At 68.8% G+C, this 15,008-nt stretch carries 13 protein-coding genes and 1 pseudogene; 6 read left to right on the top strand and 8 right to left on the bottom strand.

Annotated elements, in window-relative coordinates:
* Positions 1–75: 75 nt before the first annotated feature.
* From PKO50_RS26620 to hrpB, 6 genes are all read right to left on the bottom strand, one after another.
* A complete protein-coding gene (locus tag PKO50_RS26620; protein WP_275627712.1) occupies positions 76–2,379 on the bottom strand; it encodes an MlaD family protein in 2,304 nt (767 codons plus the stop codon).
* On the bottom strand, positions 2,372–2,992 hold the full coding sequence (locus PKO50_RS26625) for a paraquat-inducible protein A (RefSeq protein WP_109936208.1): 621 nt from the start codon (positions 2,990–2,992) through the stop codon (positions 2,372–2,374). Before PKO50_RS26625 ends, PKO50_RS26620 begins: the two co-directional genes overlap by 8 nt.
* On the bottom strand, positions 2,979–3,635 hold the full coding sequence (locus PKO50_RS26630; RefSeq protein WP_109936207.1) for a paraquat-inducible protein A: 657 nt from the start codon (positions 3,633–3,635) through the stop codon (positions 2,979–2,981). The genes PKO50_RS26625 and PKO50_RS26630 overlap by 14 nt, the downstream gene beginning before the upstream one ends.
* Before the next feature lie 116 nt (positions 3,636–3,751).
* Positions 3,752–4,141: a helix-turn-helix transcriptional regulator gene (locus PKO50_RS26635; RefSeq protein WP_275627713.1), complete on the bottom strand. Its 390-nt coding sequence runs from the start codon at positions 4,139–4,141 to the stop codon at positions 3,752–3,754.
* The gene (locus PKO50_RS26640; protein ID WP_275627714.1) at positions 4,138–5,454 is read right to left on the bottom strand and encodes a HipA domain-containing protein; all 1,317 of its coding nucleotides are present in this window, start codon (positions 5,452–5,454) and stop codon (positions 4,138–4,140) included. Before PKO50_RS26640 ends, PKO50_RS26635 begins: the two co-directional genes overlap by 4 nt.
* Positions 5,455–5,576: 122 nt before the next feature.
* Positions 5,577–8,093: an ATP-dependent helicase HrpB gene (gene hrpB / locus PKO50_RS26645; RefSeq protein ID WP_275627715.1), complete on the bottom strand. Its 2,517-nt coding sequence runs from the start codon at positions 8,091–8,093 to the stop codon at positions 5,577–5,579.
* A gap of 169 nt (positions 8,094–8,262) precedes the next feature.
* Between hrpB and PKO50_RS26650 the strand changes: the two genes are divergently transcribed.
* From PKO50_RS26650 to PKO50_RS26660, 3 genes are read left to right on the top strand one after another with little or no spacing between them, the layout of a single operon-like run.
* On the top strand, positions 8,263–8,679 hold the full coding sequence (locus PKO50_RS26650; RefSeq protein WP_009617385.1) for a hypothetical protein: 417 nt from the start codon (positions 8,263–8,265) through the stop codon (positions 8,677–8,679).
* A 1-nt stretch (position 8,680) separates the two neighbouring features.
* A complete protein-coding gene (locus PKO50_RS26655; protein WP_109933648.1) occupies positions 8,681–9,196 on the top strand; it encodes a DinB family protein in 516 nt (171 codons plus the stop codon).
* Positions 9,193–10,089 carry a cation diffusion facilitator family transporter gene (locus tag PKO50_RS26660; protein ID WP_275630534.1) on the top strand — a complete coding sequence of 299 codons (897 nt, stop codon included), beginning with the start codon at positions 9,193–9,195 and terminating at the stop codon, positions 10,087–10,089. Before PKO50_RS26655 ends, PKO50_RS26660 begins: the two co-directional genes overlap by 4 nt.
* Here PKO50_RS26660 and PKO50_RS26665 read toward each other — a convergent pair.
* Positions 10,082–11,293, bottom strand: a complete 1,212-nt coding sequence (locus PKO50_RS26665; protein ID WP_275627716.1) for a DUF6515 family protein — start codon at positions 11,291–11,293, stop codon at positions 10,082–10,084. The two genes, PKO50_RS26660 and PKO50_RS26665, sit on opposite strands and share 8 nt — an antisense overlap.
* Before the next feature lie 443 nt (positions 11,294–11,736).
* Between PKO50_RS26665 and PKO50_RS26670 the strand changes: the two genes are divergently transcribed.
* Both PKO50_RS26670 and PKO50_RS26675 read left to right on the top strand, forming a co-directional pair.
* Positions 11,737–12,216 carry an Lrp/AsnC family transcriptional regulator gene (locus tag PKO50_RS26670; protein WP_009617381.1) on the top strand — a complete coding sequence of 160 codons (480 nt, stop codon included), beginning with the start codon at positions 11,737–11,739 and terminating at the stop codon, positions 12,214–12,216.
* A gap of 420 nt (positions 12,217–12,636) precedes the next feature.
* Positions 12,637–12,840 carry a DUF2788 domain-containing protein gene (locus PKO50_RS26675; RefSeq protein ID WP_109933650.1) on the top strand — a complete coding sequence of 68 codons (204 nt, stop codon included), beginning with the start codon at positions 12,637–12,639 and terminating at the stop codon, positions 12,838–12,840.
* 7 nt (positions 12,841–12,847) lie between these two features.
* On the opposite strand, the gene PKO50_RS26680 is transcribed toward PKO50_RS26675, so the two are convergent.
* A complete protein-coding gene (locus tag PKO50_RS26680) occupies positions 12,848–13,456 on the bottom strand; it encodes a pseudouridine synthase (RefSeq protein ID WP_109933651.1) in 609 nt (202 codons plus the stop codon).
* A 95-nt stretch (positions 13,457–13,551) separates the two neighbouring features.
* Here PKO50_RS26680 and PKO50_RS26685 point away from each other — a divergent pair.
* Positions 13,552–14,565 (top strand): annotated as a pseudogene (locus tag PKO50_RS26685) (MBL fold metallo-hydrolase); the annotation flags it as partial.
* Between the last annotated feature and the right edge of the window lie 443 nt (positions 14,566–15,008).

The raw sequence follows: 15,008 nt of genomic DNA on the forward strand, positions 1-15,008 counted from the left end.
AAACGCCCCGCCCGGTCTCCCGGCGGGGCGCTTGGCCTCGGATAAGCGGCGTATAACCGCGAACGGTTATACGCCCTACTCGCCCACCGCCTTCCCCAGCGGAATCTTCGGTGCCCACTGCAGCCACTCGTCCTGGTACTCGTCGAACAGCGCGAAGGTCTGCCCCGGCCGCGCCGCGGCGCCCATCTGGGCGTTGTCCGGGGTGGCGAAGGCCACGCCGCCAGCGAGGATGGTCTCGAAGGACTCGGTACGCACCTTCACGCCCTTGAACAGGCCGGCGTCCACCCCGACCCCGCTGGTGTTCCAGAAGCGGCTACCGGTGCGCACCAGGGGCGCGTAGCGCGGCTCGATGAGGATGTGGACGAGCACCCGGTCGCCCTGCTCGCCCAGCTCGAAGGAGGTGACCTTGCCCACCTGCACCTCGCGGTAGGTCACCGGCACGCCCGGCTTCAGCGAGCCGCGGCGGGCGGCGCTGAGGGTCAGGCGCAGGCCGTCGGCGTCGAGCAGGCGGTTGGGCTGCTGCGCCAGCAGGCTGAAGCTGTTCTGCGCCGGGCCCGGCTTGGCTGCCGGCAGCACCTCGATGTAGGGGCCGCTGACCAGGGTGCCGAGGTTCTCCGCGCCGCCCAGGCCGAGTTGCGCCGAGACCACCCAGAAGCGGCTGCCCTGGCGGGCGATGCTGTCCCGGGCCTTGACCAGGCGGGCCTTGAGCACCACGCCGCCGAGGTCGCGGCTGAGGTCCACCTGCTCCACGCGGCCCACGTCCAGGCCGCGGTAGCGGATCACGGTGCCCTCGCGCAGGCCGTCGGCCGAGTCGGCGCGCAGCTCGATCACCTGGCCCTTGGCGTGGGCGCTTTCCTCGCTGTCGTAGAGGGCGAAGCGGCGCACCTTGGTGATGGGCGCGGCCTTGGGGTCCGGGGTGTCGAAGGCGATGCCGCCGCTGATCAGCGTCTGCAGCGACTCGCTCTTGAACTTGATGCCGTTGAGGTCGCCGCTCAGGGTCACGCCGCTGACGTTCCAGAAGCGCGTGGAGGTGTTCACCAGGGCCGCGTATTCAGGCTCGATGTGCACGCCCACCACCAGCCGCTGGCGGTCGCGGGACAACTGGTAGCTCTGCACGGTGCCGACCTTCATCTGCCGGTAGAGGATGGGCGTGCCCACCTCCAGCGAACCCAGGCGGTCGCTGGTCAGCACCAGGTGCAGGCCCGGTGCGTCGAGGTTCAGCGGCGGTGCCTTCGGGCGCACGGCGAACTCGCGGGTCGGCTCGCCCTCCTTGGAGAAGCGCACGGCGATGTAGTTGCCCTTCACCAGCGCCTCCAGCCCGGTGATGCCGGCCAGCGAGATGCTCGGCTTGACCAGCCAGAACTCGGTCTTGGCGTTGAGGAACTCCTCGGTGCGCGGGTCCATCGACAGGGTGGCGGTGGCGCCGTTGAAGTCCTTGTTCATGTCGATGGCCTTGACCGTGCCGACCTCCACGCCGTTGTACATCACCGGGGTGCTGCCGGCGGAAAGGCCGCTGACGTCGTCGACCTTCAGGCGCACTGCCAGGCCGGCCTGGGCGGCGTCGTAGTCCTCGTAGAGGCGGAACGGCTTGGTCGGGTCGGTGGGCGGGCTGTCCGGGTAGCTGTCCGGGGTGGCGAAGGCGATGCCGCCGGCGGCGATGCTGGCCAGCGACTCGGTGCGCAGCTTCAGCCCGCTGAGGCTGCCGGACAGGGTGATGCCGCTGGCGTTCCAGAAGCGCGTGTGCTTGCGCACCAGGTTGGCGTAGGCCGGCTCGATGTGGACCTTCACCTCGATGGTCTTCTGGTCCTCGGCCAACTGGTAGCTCTTCACCTGGCCGACCTGGATCTGCCGGTAGTAGATGGGGCTGCCCTGCTCCAGCGAGCCCAGGCGCTCGGCCTTGAGCACCAGGTGCAGGCCGGGCAGGCTGTCGGACAGTGGCGGCGGCTCCTTGAGCGCGACGAAATCGTGGTTGAGCTCGCCCTTCACCGGGTCGATGGCGATGTAGTTGCCCGACACCAGTGTCTCCAGCCCGGTCACCCCGGCCAGCGAGACCCGCGGCTTGACCAGCCAGAAGCGCGTGCGCTCGCTCAGGTACTCGATGGCCTCCTTGCGCATCTCCACCGTGGCGGTCACGCCCAGCGTCGGCTTGTTCACGTGCAGGTCGATCACCTTGCCCACGGCGATGCCCTTGAAGATCACCTCGGTCTTGTTCGCCTGGATGCCGTCGCCGCTCTCGAACTGGATGTTGATCATCACCCCGGCCTGGTCGTAGGCCCGCCAGGCCAGCCAGGCGCCGATCGCCAGGGCGATCAGCGGCAGGATCCAGATCGCCGACCAGTTGGTGGTCTTGCGCAGCTTGGGGGTGGGGAGTTCACTCATCGTCGTTTTCCGCGTCCGTGTTATCCCAGATCAGCCTGGGATCGAAAGTCACTGCGGCCAGCATGGTCAGCACCACCACGCAGGCGAAGGCGGCCGCGCCGAGGTTCGCCTCGATGCTGGCCAGGTTGCCGAAATTCACCAGGGTCACGAGGATGGCGATGACGAAGATATCGAGCATCGACCAGCGACCTATCCATTCGATGAAACGGTACATCACGATGCGCTGCCGCGCCGACATCGGCTGGTGGCGCTGCACCGAGTAAAGCAGCAGGGCGATGCCGACCAGCTTGAAGGTCGGCACCAGGATGCTGGCGACGAACACCACCGCGGCCACCGGGATCATGTCCGCGTGGATCAGCTCCACCACCCCTTCCATGATGGTCGCCGGGGTGCCGCTGCCGAGGAAGTTGACGGTCATGATCGGCAGCAGGTTCGCCGGGATGTAGAGGATGGCCGCGGTGATCAGCAGCGCCCAGGTGCGGGTGAGGCTGTTCGGCCGCCGCGCGTGCAGCGCCGAGCCACAGCGCGAACAGTGCTGCGGCTCCTCGTCGGTGGCGCGGTTGAGCTGGTGGCATTCGCCGCAGGTCAGGATACCGGCGTCAATGGCCCTCATCGTCGAACTCCCCGGCCAGTTCTTCCCACACCTGGTGGCGCGACATGGTCACCTCCAGCCATATCTGGCTGAACAGCAGGCCGATGAAGCAGGCCAGGCCCACGCCGATGTGCAGCTCGGCCATGTCGATCAGCTTGACGATGGCCACCAGGATGCCCATCAGGTAGACCTCCAGCATGCCCCACTCGCGCAGGTGCTGGTACCAGCGCAGCAGCTGCATGGCCTGCCCGCGCGCCACGTCGAAACGCAGGCTGCAGAGGACGAACAGCTGGCACAGCAGCTTGGCCAGGGGGATCACCATGCTGCACAGGAACACCACGATGCCGACGCCTTGCATGTTCGAGTTGTAGAGCCCCTGCACCCCGCTCCAGACGGTGTCGACGCCGGTCTGGCCGAGGATGTTGATCTTCATGATCGGCAGGAAGTTGGCCGGCACGTACAGGATCAGCGCGGTGAGCACCAGCGCCAGGGCGCGGCGCACCATGTGCGGCCGGTGGATCTCCAGCTCGTAGCCGCAGCGCGGGCAGACCGAGCGGTTGCCCGTGGGGACCGGCTCGCGGCGCATCAGCAGGTCGCATTCATGGCAGGCGATCAGCTGCTCCAGCGGCAGGTCTTGCAGCGCTCGGCTATCGGTTTCGGACATGGGGGGACTCGCGGCGATTTGTGCCTATTGTAGACGAGGCGGCCGCTCTGGCGCTGCGCCCGGGCGCCCTCGAAAGCCTGCGAAACGCCCCCGCGGTGCTGGCCATGGGTGCGCCTTCAGGCCTTGCTCTTCCCGGCAGGCCCGGCCGCTGCCCGGCGCTTCGCCATGGAGGGGCTGGTACCGCGAGGAAGGGGCCGGCCCTCGGCCTTGCCGGACCGCGCCGGGAACGCCGCATCGGCCACAATCGAAGCCAGCGCCATCCTCATGCCGAACTTGTTGAGGATGCCGTTGAGCGTTCCGAGGGTGGGATTCCCCTTGTCGTTCTCCAGCTGGTAGAGCGCCTTCGTCGACATCCTGCACATGGCGGCGAAGGTGTCCTGGTCCAACCCGGTGACCTCGACACGCAGCCGACGGATGGAAACACCGAGCGACTCCCAGCCCTGCACGTTCGCCCGGAGGATGTCGTCGATCAGCCGTTGGCGCTCCTCGACGGTGATGTCTCTCATAGCAGCCCCCATTCGCCCAGGCGTCTGTCCAGATGGTTGAGCGGGATGTTCGCCGAGCGCTTCACCTCGTCGGGCAGGTCCGCGAGCAATTCGGGAAGGGCCCTGAATGCCTGTGCGGCCTTCTTCAGGCGAGCCATCAGGGTGTTCGGCTCGGCAATGCCCTTCAGGGCGGCGCAGACCTCGGCCCAATCCGGATTCCCCCTGCGTTCGCTCTCCCACTTCGTCGCGCGCGTTATGCCCTCGGCATCGAGCACCATCGGCGCCAGGTCATAGACAGGCGCCAGCTGGAACCGACCGGCGCTGCGGAAGATCGCAGTGTTCCGACCATGGTTGTCCGAATTGCCGAGAATCTTGTTCAGCAGGTCGCGCCGGACATATTCGAATACCAGGTCCTCCACTTCCGCGCCCTGGCCATTGGCAGTCCAGAGGGCAGCCAGGCGCTGGAGAACGTCCTCGTGGGCCATCCTCTGCCCCTGTTCGGTCACCTGACAGACCGAGTAGATCGATTCCATGGGAATGCGCTCGACCCGCCCATCGACTATGCGGCGGTCGAAGCGGGGCATCCACAGACTCGGCCGCGTCCCCTCGCAAAGCGCCAGCCCATCGATGGGAACGGTGTCTAGCCCCAGTTCGGCGATGGCCCGGTAGTAGTGGTATTCGGCCCGAAGAATGGCCTTGTCGGTCTCGCTCACCCGGTTGCGGGCGAACTTGATCAGCCAGTGCCGGCGCACCTGGTCGTCCGCGAGCATGGCGTCGGCATGAAGCTGCCCCTGGTCGTCCTCGGCCATGAGCAGCTTCGGCGCCTCGCCTTGCGCCCCCGTGGCGCCGCCCAGCGCGGCCCCCGTCTCGTAGGCGTATTCGAGGAACTCGTTCGTCCTGTCCTCCACCTCCTGTCGCGCGAAGGCCTCTTTGCGCGTGGTATCGAGATAGTCGAACGACTCCTTCACCCGCAGATGCCCGATGGGCGACGGCGTGCAGCGCTTGAAGATGAAGAGCCCCACGTCCATCCCCTCGGGCTTGTCGCCGCCGAACCGCTTGAGCAGGGAACGGTATGCCGCGCCCGCGGGAATGATGTCGTAGACGAAGGCCGGGTACCCGGTACCTCGCACCGAATTCCAGCCCAGCGGCAAGTTCACGCTCACCGCCGGCTCCATCACCGAGTCCATCCGCTCGATGAACGTCACGAGGTAGTCCGTGGCATAGCCGGCCGAGGTCGCTCCGAGCGAAACCTTCTCGGGGTTCTCGACCGTCAGCACCAGGGCATCGTGCCACTGGCCATCGACGTAGGTCTGGAGCGTGAGTTGCTCGGACATGTGGGCGCCTGAATCGGAACTCTGATACCGACCAATTTAGCTATACCCGCATTTTCCGGCAATACAATTCCGATTCAAGTAGTGAACAGACAATAAACCAGCATTTTAATTCCGACTCATGCTCATCTGCGCGGCTTGGCCCGCGCGGTCGGCTCGGCGATCAGCGGGTCGTCCGGCCAGTAGTGCTTGGGGTAGCGGCCCTTGAGGTCCTTCTTCACTTCGGCGTAGGTGCTGCGCCAGAAGTTGGCCAGGTCCTGGGTCACCTGCACCGGGCGCTGCGCCGGCGACAGCAGGTGCAGTTTCACCGCCAGGCGGCCGCCGGCGATGCGCGGGGTGTCGGCCAGGCCGAACAGCTCCTGCAGGCGCACCGCGAGCACTGGCGGGAATTCGCTATAGTCCAGGCGGATGTTCGAGCCGGACGGCACCTGCAGGGTGCGCGGCGCCAGTTCGTCCAGGCGCTGCGGCAGCGGCCAGGGCAGCAGGCCGTGGAGGATGCCGGGCAGCTCCAGGTTGGCAAAGTGGGCCAGGCGCGAGACCTTGCCCAGGTAGGGCAGCAGCCAGGCCTCCAGGCTCGCCAGCAGGGCCTGGTCGCCGACGTCGGGCCACTCGCTCTCGCCCTTGCTTTCCAGGTCGAGCCGGCGCAGCAAAGCGATCCGCGCCTGCCACTGGCGCAGCTCCGGGGTCCAGGGCAGCAGCTCCAGGCCCTTGCGCCGCACCAGGCCGAGCAGCGCGCGGCTGCGGGCCTCGGCGTCGAGGTTGGGCAGCGCCTCGCTGGACAGCACCAGCTCGCCGACCTTGCGCTGGCGCTCGGCGCGCAGCACGCCTTCGCGCTCGTCCCAGTCCAGTTCGTCGTGCGCCCTCACCTGCTCGGCCAGCACCGAGTCGAACAGCGCCGCGTCCAGGGCGGCGGCCAGGTAGATGCGCTCTTCGCGCTGGCCCTGGCGGCTGCCGAGGTCGGCGACCACCAGCCAGGGCTCCTTCATCAACGCGTCCGGTTCGCCGAACTGCGCGGCGCGGCCGTTGGCCAGGCGGTATTCGCCGCCGCCCCCGCGGCGCTGGCGGGCCACACGGTCGGGATAGGCGAAGGCCAGCAGCGCGCCGAGCCAGCGCGGGTGATCGGGGTCGGCCACCGCCTCGGCCGGCTGGCCGCGCAGGTAGCCGCGGAATTGCCGGGCCAGCTGCCGCGCGCGCTGCACCGCGCCGCGGCTGGCGCGGTTGCCGGCCGACTCCCCGGCCAGCAGGGCGGTGCGCTCGTGCAGGTCGGCGCCGGCGCCGCGCAGGATGTCGCGCTCGCCCAGCAGCGCGGCGACGTCGCAGGCCAGGCGGCCCAGGCCCAGTGCCTGGCCGCGCAGCAGCAGGTGGGCGATGCGCGGGTGCGCCGGCAGTTCGGCCATGGCCTGGCCATGGGCGTTGAGCGCGCCCTTGTCGTTCAGCGCGCCGAGGCGATCGAGCAGGTCGCAGGCCTGTGCATAGGCGGCAGCCGGCGGCACGTCGAGCCAGGCCAGCTCCCCGGGCTCCACGCCCCAGCGGCCCAGTTGCAGGGCCAGGCCGGCGAGGTCGGCCTGGAGGATTTCCGCCGTGCCGTAGGCCGGCAGTTGCTCGTGCTGCGCCTCGGACCACAGCCGGTAGCACACGCCCGGCTCCAGGCGCCCGGCGCGGCCGGCGCGCTGGGTGGCCGAGGCACGGGAGATGCGCTGGGTCTCCAGGCGCGTCATGCCGCTGCCCGGGTCGAAGCGCGGCACCCGCGCCAGCCCGGCGTCCACCACCACGCGCACGCCGTCGATGGTCAGGCTGGTCTCGGCGATATTGGTGGCCAGCACCACCTTGCGCTTGCCTGGCGGCGCCGGCTCGATGGCGGCGCGCTGGGCGGAGAGTTCCAGTTCGCCGTGCAGCGGGCACAGCAGCACCTCGTCGCGGCCGGCCAGGGCCTCGCCCAGTTGCTCGGCAACGCGGCGGATCTCGGCCTGGCCCGGGAGGAACACCAGCAGGCTGCCGGGCTCGTCGGCCAGGGCCTGGAGCACCGTCTGCAGCACCCGCGGCTCGACGAACTCGCCGGGCTGGAAAGGCCGGCCCCAGCGCAGGTCCACCGGGAACATCCGCCCCTCGCTGCGCACCACGGGCGCGTCGTCGAGCAGCGCGGCAAGCCGCTCGCCCTCCAGGGTGGCGGACATCACCAGCACCTTCAGCGGGGTGTCGCGCAGCAGCTCGCGGCCATTGAGGGTCAGCGCCAGGGCCAGGTCGGCGTCCAGGCTGCGCTCGTGGAACTCGTCGAAGATCACCAGCCCCACGCCTTCCAGCGCCGGGTCATCCTGCAGGCGGCGGGTGAGGATGCCCTCGGTGACCACCTCGATGCGCGTCTTCGGCCCCACCTTGCTGTCCAGGCGGATGCGGTAGCCGACCGTCTCGCCGACCCGCTCCCCCAGTTCGGCGGCCAGGCGCTCGGCCGCGGCGCGGGCGGCCAGGCGGCGCGGTTCGAGCATGAGGATGCCCTGTCCGGCCAGCCAGGGCTCGTCGAGCAACGCCAGCGGCACCCGGGTGGTCTTGCCGGCGCCGGGCGGCGCCTCCAGCACGGTCTCGTGGCGCGCGCTCAAGGCCTGGCGCAGGGCCGGCAGGACAGCATCGATGGGGAGGGCATTCATGGCTATATTTCATCCACCCTTAAGCAGACGGAAATGACGAACCGGCGATTATAACGGCGAACCGCAGCCACTCCGCCGCAGTCCCAGTTACAGGTAGCACGGCCTGCCGATGGAGGCGCCCCGCGCCTCGTTGATATAGTTGCCGGAAGTACCCTCCAGGAGGTTCTACATGCGTCTTGCCACCCGAGTTTCCTGCGCGGTTCTCAGCGCAGCCCTGCTGAGCCAGTTGGCCGCCTGCGGCACCCTGTTCTACCCCGACCGCCGCGGCCAGATCGACGGCCGCATCGACCCGGCCATCGCCGTGTTCGACGCCATCGGACTGTTGTTCTACATCATCCCGGGGCTGATCGCCTTCGGCGTAGACTTCGCCACCGGAGCCATCTACCTGCCGGACGAGAAGTACTCCGTCGCCCCCGAGAAACTGCACGAGGCGGTCGGCGCCGACGGCCAGGTGGACCGGACTAAACTCAAGGCAATCATCGAACGCGAGACCGGCCGTGCCCTGCCGCTGGACGACCCACGCCTGATCCAGCGCGTCGGCAACCCGCAGCAACTGGCCAGCCTGGGGCTCAAGCTGGAGGGCTGACATGCACGCGACACTGGGGCGCCACCTGGAAAAACTCCTCGACTACCATCTCTGGGCCCACGAGCGCATCCTCGAGGCCGTCGCGCCCCTGGACGAAGCCGTCTACCGCGAGCCGCGCGGGCTGTTCTTCGGCAGCCTGCACGGCACCCTCAACCACCTCGCGGTGGTCGACCGCATCTGGCTCGACCGCGTCGCCGGCCGGCCCTGGCAGTTCACCCGCCTGGACACCGAGGCGGCGCCCGACCGCGCCGCCCTGGCCGACTTCCTCCGCGCAGGCGTGGGCGGCTGGCAGCAGTGGCTGGCGCAGCAGGACGAACGCGACCTCGGCAAGCAGCTGGAATACCGCAACATGGCCGGCCAGGAGCACCGCCAGAGCCTGGCCGACATCGTCCAGCACCTGGTCAACCACGGCACCCACCACCGCGGGCAGATGAGCGCCGCGCTCACCGCCCTCGGCCAGCCGGCGCCGCTGCTCGACTACATCTACTTCCTGCCACAACGCCAGGACACCCGCTGAACTTGGACAAGGAGCGTGCCCGCCTGCTGCACCTGGCCACCAGCGCTTCCCTGGCGGTGGCCGTCATCCTGGTGGTGACCAAGGCCCTGGCCTGGTGGTACAGCGGCTCGGTGAGCCTGCTCGCCGGCCTCACCGACTCGCTGCTGGACGGCGCCGCCTCGCTGCTCAACCTGCTGGCGGTGCGCTATGCATTGCGCCCGGCGGACGAGGACCACCGCTACGGCCACGGCAAGGCGGAGTCGCTGTCGGGCATGGGCCAGGCGCTGTTCATCTCGGTCAGCGCGGTGCTCATCGGCACCCAGGCGCTGGATCGCCTGCAGCACCCCGAACCGCTGGGCGCCACCGGCTGGGGCATCCTGGTCATGCTGCTGTCCCTGGCGCTGACCGTCGCCCTGCTGATGCTGCAGCGCCAGGTGATCAAGCGCACCGGCTCACTGGCGGTGCAGGCCGACTCGCTGCACTACCGCTCCGACCTGCTGCTCAACGGCAGCATCCTGGTCGCCCTGCTCCTGGCGCACTACGGCTTCCCGCAGATGGACGCGGTGTTCGGCCTGGGCATCGCCGCCTACATCCTCTGGAGCGCGGTGCGCATCGCCCGCGAATCGGTGGCGGTGCTGATGGACGAAGAGCTGCCGCCGGACGTCAGCGAGCGCATGCTCGAGCTGGTGCGCCAGGTGCCCGGGGTGGCCGGCGCCCACGACCTGCGCACGCGCATTTCCGGCGACCGCTGGTTCGTCCAGTTGCACCTAGAGCTGCCCGGCGACATGCGCCTGTCCCAGGCCCATGCGCTGTGCGACCAGGCCGTGCTGGCGATCCGCGCCGAGTTCCCCCGCGCCGAGGTGCTGGTGCACGCCGACCCGCTGGAAGTGGTGGGCCGCGAGACCATCAGTTGACGCTGTAGCCACGCCCCTGCATGCAACTGCCCAGCGCCCCGCGGTAGGTATCCACCGCCTGCTGCGAAGGCGCGTAGCTGGCCATGGCCGGGTCGAAGCCGCTCTGCCCGACCGCCCAGGTGTGGCACTCGTAGTGGTCCTGGGCCTGCTGCTGCGGGCTCTGCCCGTACATCGGGTAGGCGATCACGTCGTATGGGTTGGTCATCGGCGCGGCCTGCGCCTGCTGCGGCGGGGGCACCACCTCGTAGCTCTGCGAGCCGGTGTCGAACAGGTAGTAGGTACCGGCGGCGAGGAAGTACAGCATGCTGCCGATCCACACCTGCTCGGCGAAGGACGGCAGGTAGCCGACCCGCACGCCGTAGGGCGGCGTCACCACCACGTAGCGCGAGCCATGGGGGCGGTACCAGTAGCCGTCGTTGAAGAAGTAGTCGTTGCCGCGCCAGGGCACCCGGCGATAGCCGGGAGGCATGTGCTCGACCTCGTAGCCGGGCCGCCAGTACGAAGGCTTCGGGCCCCAGTTGCCGCCCGGCGGGCGACCGTGCCAGTCGTTGCCCGGTGCCGGCGGCCGGCCCTGGTTCTGCCAGGCGTTGCCACCGGCAGGCGGACGGCCGGAGCCGGGGCGCTGGCCGCCACCCTGGTTGGCGCCGGGCCACTGCGTGGTCCAGCCACCCGGCCCGCGATCGGAGCCGTGATCGTCACGGCCTGCCGTGGGGCGACCTTGCCACTGGCCACCCTGGCTGCCCTGCGGACGACCCTGCCACTGGCCACCCTGGTTGCCCTGCGGACGACCCTGCCACTGGCCGCCCTGGTTGCTCTGCGGACGGCCCTGCTGCGGGCCACCCTGGCTGCCCTGCGGACGGCCCTGCCACTGGCCACCCTGGTTGCCCTGCGGACGACCCTGCCACTGGCCACCCTGGCTGCCCTGCGGACGGCCCTGCCACTGGCCACCCTGGTTGCCCTGCGGACGACCCTGCCACTGGCCACCCTGGTTGCCCTGCGGCTGGCCACCCTGGCTGCCCTGCGGACGGCCCTGCCACTGGCCACCCTGGTTGCCCTGCGGACGTCCTTGCCATTGGCCTCCGCCATTGCCGCCATGCCCGCCATGGTCGCCCTGACCCGGGCCCTGACCTTCGGCGAAGGCCTGGCCGGCGATGGCCAGCGACAACAGCCCAACGGATGCCAGACGCCAGATGCCCGACTTCATGAATGCCTCGCAGCGGCCTGCCGGCCGGTCTCGTGGTTTCGCATGCCTGGTAGACAACGCTATCGGCGGCGCATCGCGGGTGTCAGGGTAAAGTCAAGGTAAAGGTCGGCAGGCAAATCGCGGGCAAGAAAAAAGGGAGGTCACTGACCTCCCCTCGGGAAACCCGTCCTGGCTCGTCGCTTCTGGCGCCGGCTCACCTCGCTCCACCTTCTGGGCGGTGCGTAGCCCGGTGGCCTGGTCGACCCGATCGGGTCGGCAGGCCGCGATGCGCCTGATTGGGCGGATCGCCGTGGACGTGTGGGTCCGGGCCGTGATTTCTGGAGCCATGTTACGGGGAGCGAAGCGGCAGGGGATTGCGAAGATTGCGCACAAAACTATCCGTTTCGCAATAAATCCCCAAAAATGTATAAGAATGTGCAAGCCGATAAATTTCCGAGGCCACAATGAACAAACTGGACCGCTACGACCTGCGAATCCTCGCCGAATTGCAGCGCGACGCGCGCATCTCCAACCAGGAGCTGGCCGAGCGCATCGGCCTGTCGCCCTCGCCCTGCTCGCGGCGCGTCAAGCAACTGGAAGACGACGGCTACATCCTGCGCCAGGTCGCCCTGCTGGACAGCAAGAAGCTCGGCCTGAGCCTCACCGCCTTCGTCCTGATCGGCATGGACAGGCACACCCCGGAGCGCTTCGAGCACTTCCAGTCGATCATCGCCCAGTGCCCGGAAGTGCTGGAATGCAGCCTGGTCACCGGGATGGACGCGGACTATCAGTTGAAGGTGATGGTGCCGGACATGGAGCACTACCAGCACTTCCTGCTCGGCACCCTGACGCGCATCGAGGGCGTGACCAGCGTGCGTTCCAGCTTCGTGCTGCGCAACATCATGGCCAGCACCGAACTGCCGCTGGAACACCTGCGCAGCTGAAGCCGTAGGGCGAATAACGCCTACGGCGTTATCCGCCGTTTGACCTTGATCCCCGGCGGCTCCGGGGTTGGCCTTGGCGTTGGCCGTGGCCCCGGCGCATCGGCGGAGCGGTTCCCCTGTAGGAGCGCGCCCTGCGCGCGAATCGCGGGCAGGGCCCGCTCCTACGAAAAGCAACCCGGCGCGACCTGCGACAAATGCGCGCACCCCGCGTCCTGCCGGTACCGCTCGGCGCTCGACTATTTCCCGCCAGGCCCGCTGCGGCGGGACTTCCTCGGCCATCGCCGCCCTCGCGCAGGAGTTTCTGCTCACTTTCTGAGCAGCGCTGATCAATAAGCGACCAAGCCCTTATAATGCCGCCCGTCCTCGCGACCGCCGGACCTTCCGGCCCCACTCAAGCGCCCGCGCCGGGCAGGAGCAGCAATGAACGAGAGTTTCGAAGACTGGATGATGTACGGGCTGGTCACCGCCCTGATCCTGTTCATGGCCTTCATCGTCTGGGACCTGGCCAAGAAGTCCAAGGCCGGACGCATGGGCACCATGGTGCTGTTCTTCGCCCTCGGCCTCGGCGTGTTCGGCTTCCTGGTCAAGTCCTTCGTGGTCGCCGGCCTGGAAGGCGGTTTCTGATCCAGCCCTAGGGCTGCACCTCGCGCCACTCCCCCGGCTGCAGCCCGTCCAGGCCCCAGGGGCCGATGCGCACCCGCACCAGGCGCAGGGTCGGCAGGCCGACCGCCGCCGTCATGCGCCGCACCTGGCGGTTGCGCCCCTCGCGGATCACCAGTTCCAGCCAGGCGGTGGGCACCGACTTGCGGAAACGCACTGGCGGCACCCGCTCCCACAATCGCGGCTCGTCGATGCGCCGCGCCTCGGCCGGCAGCGTCGGGCCGTCGTTGAGCTGCACGCCTTCGCGCAGGCGCTGCAACTGTTCCTCGTCCGGCTCACCCTCCACCTGCACCCAGTAGGTCTTCGGCAGCTTGTGCCTGGGGTCGGCGATGCGCGCCTGCAGGCGGCCATCGTTGGTCAGCAGCAGCAGGCCCTCGCTGTCGCGGTCCAGGCGCCCGGCGGGATAGACGCCGGGCACCGGCACGTAGTCCTTGAGCGTCGCCCGGCCCTCGCCATCGCTGAACTGCGTCAGCACGTCGAACGGTTTGTTCAGCAGGATCAGCCGCGGCTGCGCCGGCGGAGCCTTGGCTACACGGCGTGGCGCGGGACGACGGGGGGCGGGACGAGGCGGACGGGGCATGGGCAGGAAACGGCAACAGGTCGGCGGAGCACAAGCATGGGCCGGCATGCTAGGTTGTGCCAACACCCCCTGCAAGAGCACGCAGAGCATCCACCATGCCCAAGGCCCGTCGCTCCCCCTGGCTGATCACCCTGCTCAACCTCGCCGGCCGCCTTGGCGGCGGCTACCGCGGCCCACAGAACGCGAACTTCGACGGCCTGCGCTTCCGCAACCTGGACGCCAAGCCGCACCATGGTTTCCGCGAGTTCCTCAAGTGGCAGCGGGAGCGCGACAGGCAGTTGGCCTGGATCGAACAACCCGGCCCCGAGCGCCGCCCGGACACCCCGGCGCGGGTCAGCGGCGAGGAGTTGCGCGTCACCTACGTCAACCACGCCACCCTGCTGATCCAGCACCGCGGCCTGAACATCCTCACCGACCCACTGTGGTGCGAACGCACCAGCCCCTTCAGCTTCGTCGGCCCCAAGCGCCACCATCCGCCGGGCCTGGCCCTGGACGAACTGCCGCCGATCAACCTGATCCTGGTCAGCCACAACCACTACGACCACCTGGACGTCGGCAGCCTGGGCGAACTGGCCCGGCGCTTCCCGGAAGCGAAGGTGGTGACCGGCCTGGGCAACGCCGAACTGATCCGCGCCTGCGGCTTCGTCGACGTGCACGAACTGGACTGGTGGCAGAGCCTGCCGCTGCACGAGGGCATGCTGCTCACCGGCGTGCCGGCGCAGCACTGGTCGGCGCGCTCGCGCTACGACACCAACCGCACCCTGTGGCTGGGCTTCGTGCTGGAATCGGCCGACGGCCCCGTGCTGTTCCCCGGCGACACCGGCCTGGGCCCGGAGTTCGGGCTGATCCGCGAACGCTTCGGGCCGATGCGCTTCGCCGCGCTGCCCATCGGCGCCTACGAGCCACGCTGGTTCATGCGCCACCACCACATGAACCCGGACGACGCCGTGCAGGCCCACCGCACCCTGGAGTCGCAGTGCAGCATGGCCATCCACTTCGGCACCTTCCGCCTCAGCGACGAAGGCCAGTTCGCCCCCGTCCACGACCTGGCCCGGGCGCTGGATGAACAGGGCGTGGACAGCCAGGCGTTTCGGGCGCCAAAGCCGGGGAGCAGTGGCTGGTGGGACGGATGGGTGGGTAGGGCTCATCTCCTTCACGTACGGGAAGCTCTCGACCGGAGTCTCCCGGAACCGTCGGTGCCAATTCGAACTCCGCCCCTCTCCCCAACCCTCTCCCTGAAGGGAGAGGGGGCTAGTCCGTGCCGACGTGGAAGACGCGCCTCATGGAAATATCAGGCGCTATGCGAGGCATCAGGGAGTGCTGAAGTGCCAGCGCACGCCGAACGGCTCCCTCTCCCTGAAGGGAGAGGGGGCTAGTCCGTGCCGACGTGGAAGACGTGCCTCATGGAAATATCGGGCGCTATGCGAGGCATCAGGGAGTGCTGAAGTGCCAGCGCACGCCGAACGGCCCCCTCTCCCTTCAGGGAGAGGGCTGGGGAGAGGGAGCGGAGTCCCCCAAAGCACCGTAGCCAGAAGTAAATCCCAATTCGCGA

It is taken from the genome of Pseudomonas sp. 273 (assembly GCF_029201425.1).
In the GTDB taxonomy this organism is placed as follows: Bacteria; Pseudomonadota; Gammaproteobacteria; order Pseudomonadales; family Pseudomonadaceae; genus Pseudomonas; species Pseudomonas delhiensis.

What these genes read in the sequence shown, in the direction of transcription:
- PKO50_RS26665 (WP_275627716.1), bottom strand. Translation starts at nt 11,293, where the DNA reads ATGAAGTCGGGCATCTGGCGTCTGGCATCCGTTGGGCTGTTGTCGCTG.
- PKO50_RS26620 (WP_275627712.1), bottom strand. Translation starts at nt 2,379, where the DNA reads ATGAGTGAACTCCCCACCCCCAAGCTGCGCAAGACCACCAACTGGTCG.
- PKO50_RS26680 (WP_109933651.1), bottom strand. Translation starts at nt 13,456, where the DNA reads ATGCCCCGTCCGCCTCGTCCCGCCCCCCGTCGTCCCGCGCCACGCCGT.
- PKO50_RS26675 (WP_109933650.1), top strand. Translation starts at nt 12,637, where the DNA reads ATGAACGAGAGTTTCGAAGACTGGATGATGTACGGGCTGGTCACCGCC.
- PKO50_RS26650 (WP_009617385.1), top strand. Translation starts at nt 8,263, where the DNA reads ATGCGTCTTGCCACCCGAGTTTCCTGCGCGGTTCTCAGCGCAGCCCTG.
- PKO50_RS26640 (WP_275627714.1), bottom strand. Translation starts at nt 5,454, where the DNA reads ATGTCCGAGCAACTCACGCTCCAGACCTACGTCGATGGCCAGTGGCAC.
- PKO50_RS26655 (WP_109933648.1), top strand. Translation starts at nt 8,681, where the DNA reads ATGCACGCGACACTGGGGCGCCACCTGGAAAAACTCCTCGACTACCAT.
- PKO50_RS26670 (WP_009617381.1), top strand. Translation starts at nt 11,737, where the DNA reads ATGAACAAACTGGACCGCTACGACCTGCGAATCCTCGCCGAATTGCAG.
- hrpB (WP_275627715.1), bottom strand. Translation starts at nt 8,093, where the DNA reads ATGAATGCCCTCCCCATCGATGCTGTCCTGCCGGCCCTGCGCCAGGCC.
- PKO50_RS26630 (WP_109936207.1), bottom strand. Translation starts at nt 3,635, where the DNA reads ATGTCCGAAACCGATAGCCGAGCGCTGCAAGACCTGCCGCTGGAGCAG.
- PKO50_RS26625 (WP_109936208.1), bottom strand. Translation starts at nt 2,992, where the DNA reads ATGAGGGCCATTGACGCCGGTATCCTGACCTGCGGCGAATGCCACCAG.
- PKO50_RS26635 (WP_275627713.1), bottom strand. Translation starts at nt 4,141, where the DNA reads ATGAGAGACATCACCGTCGAGGAGCGCCAACGGCTGATCGACGACATC.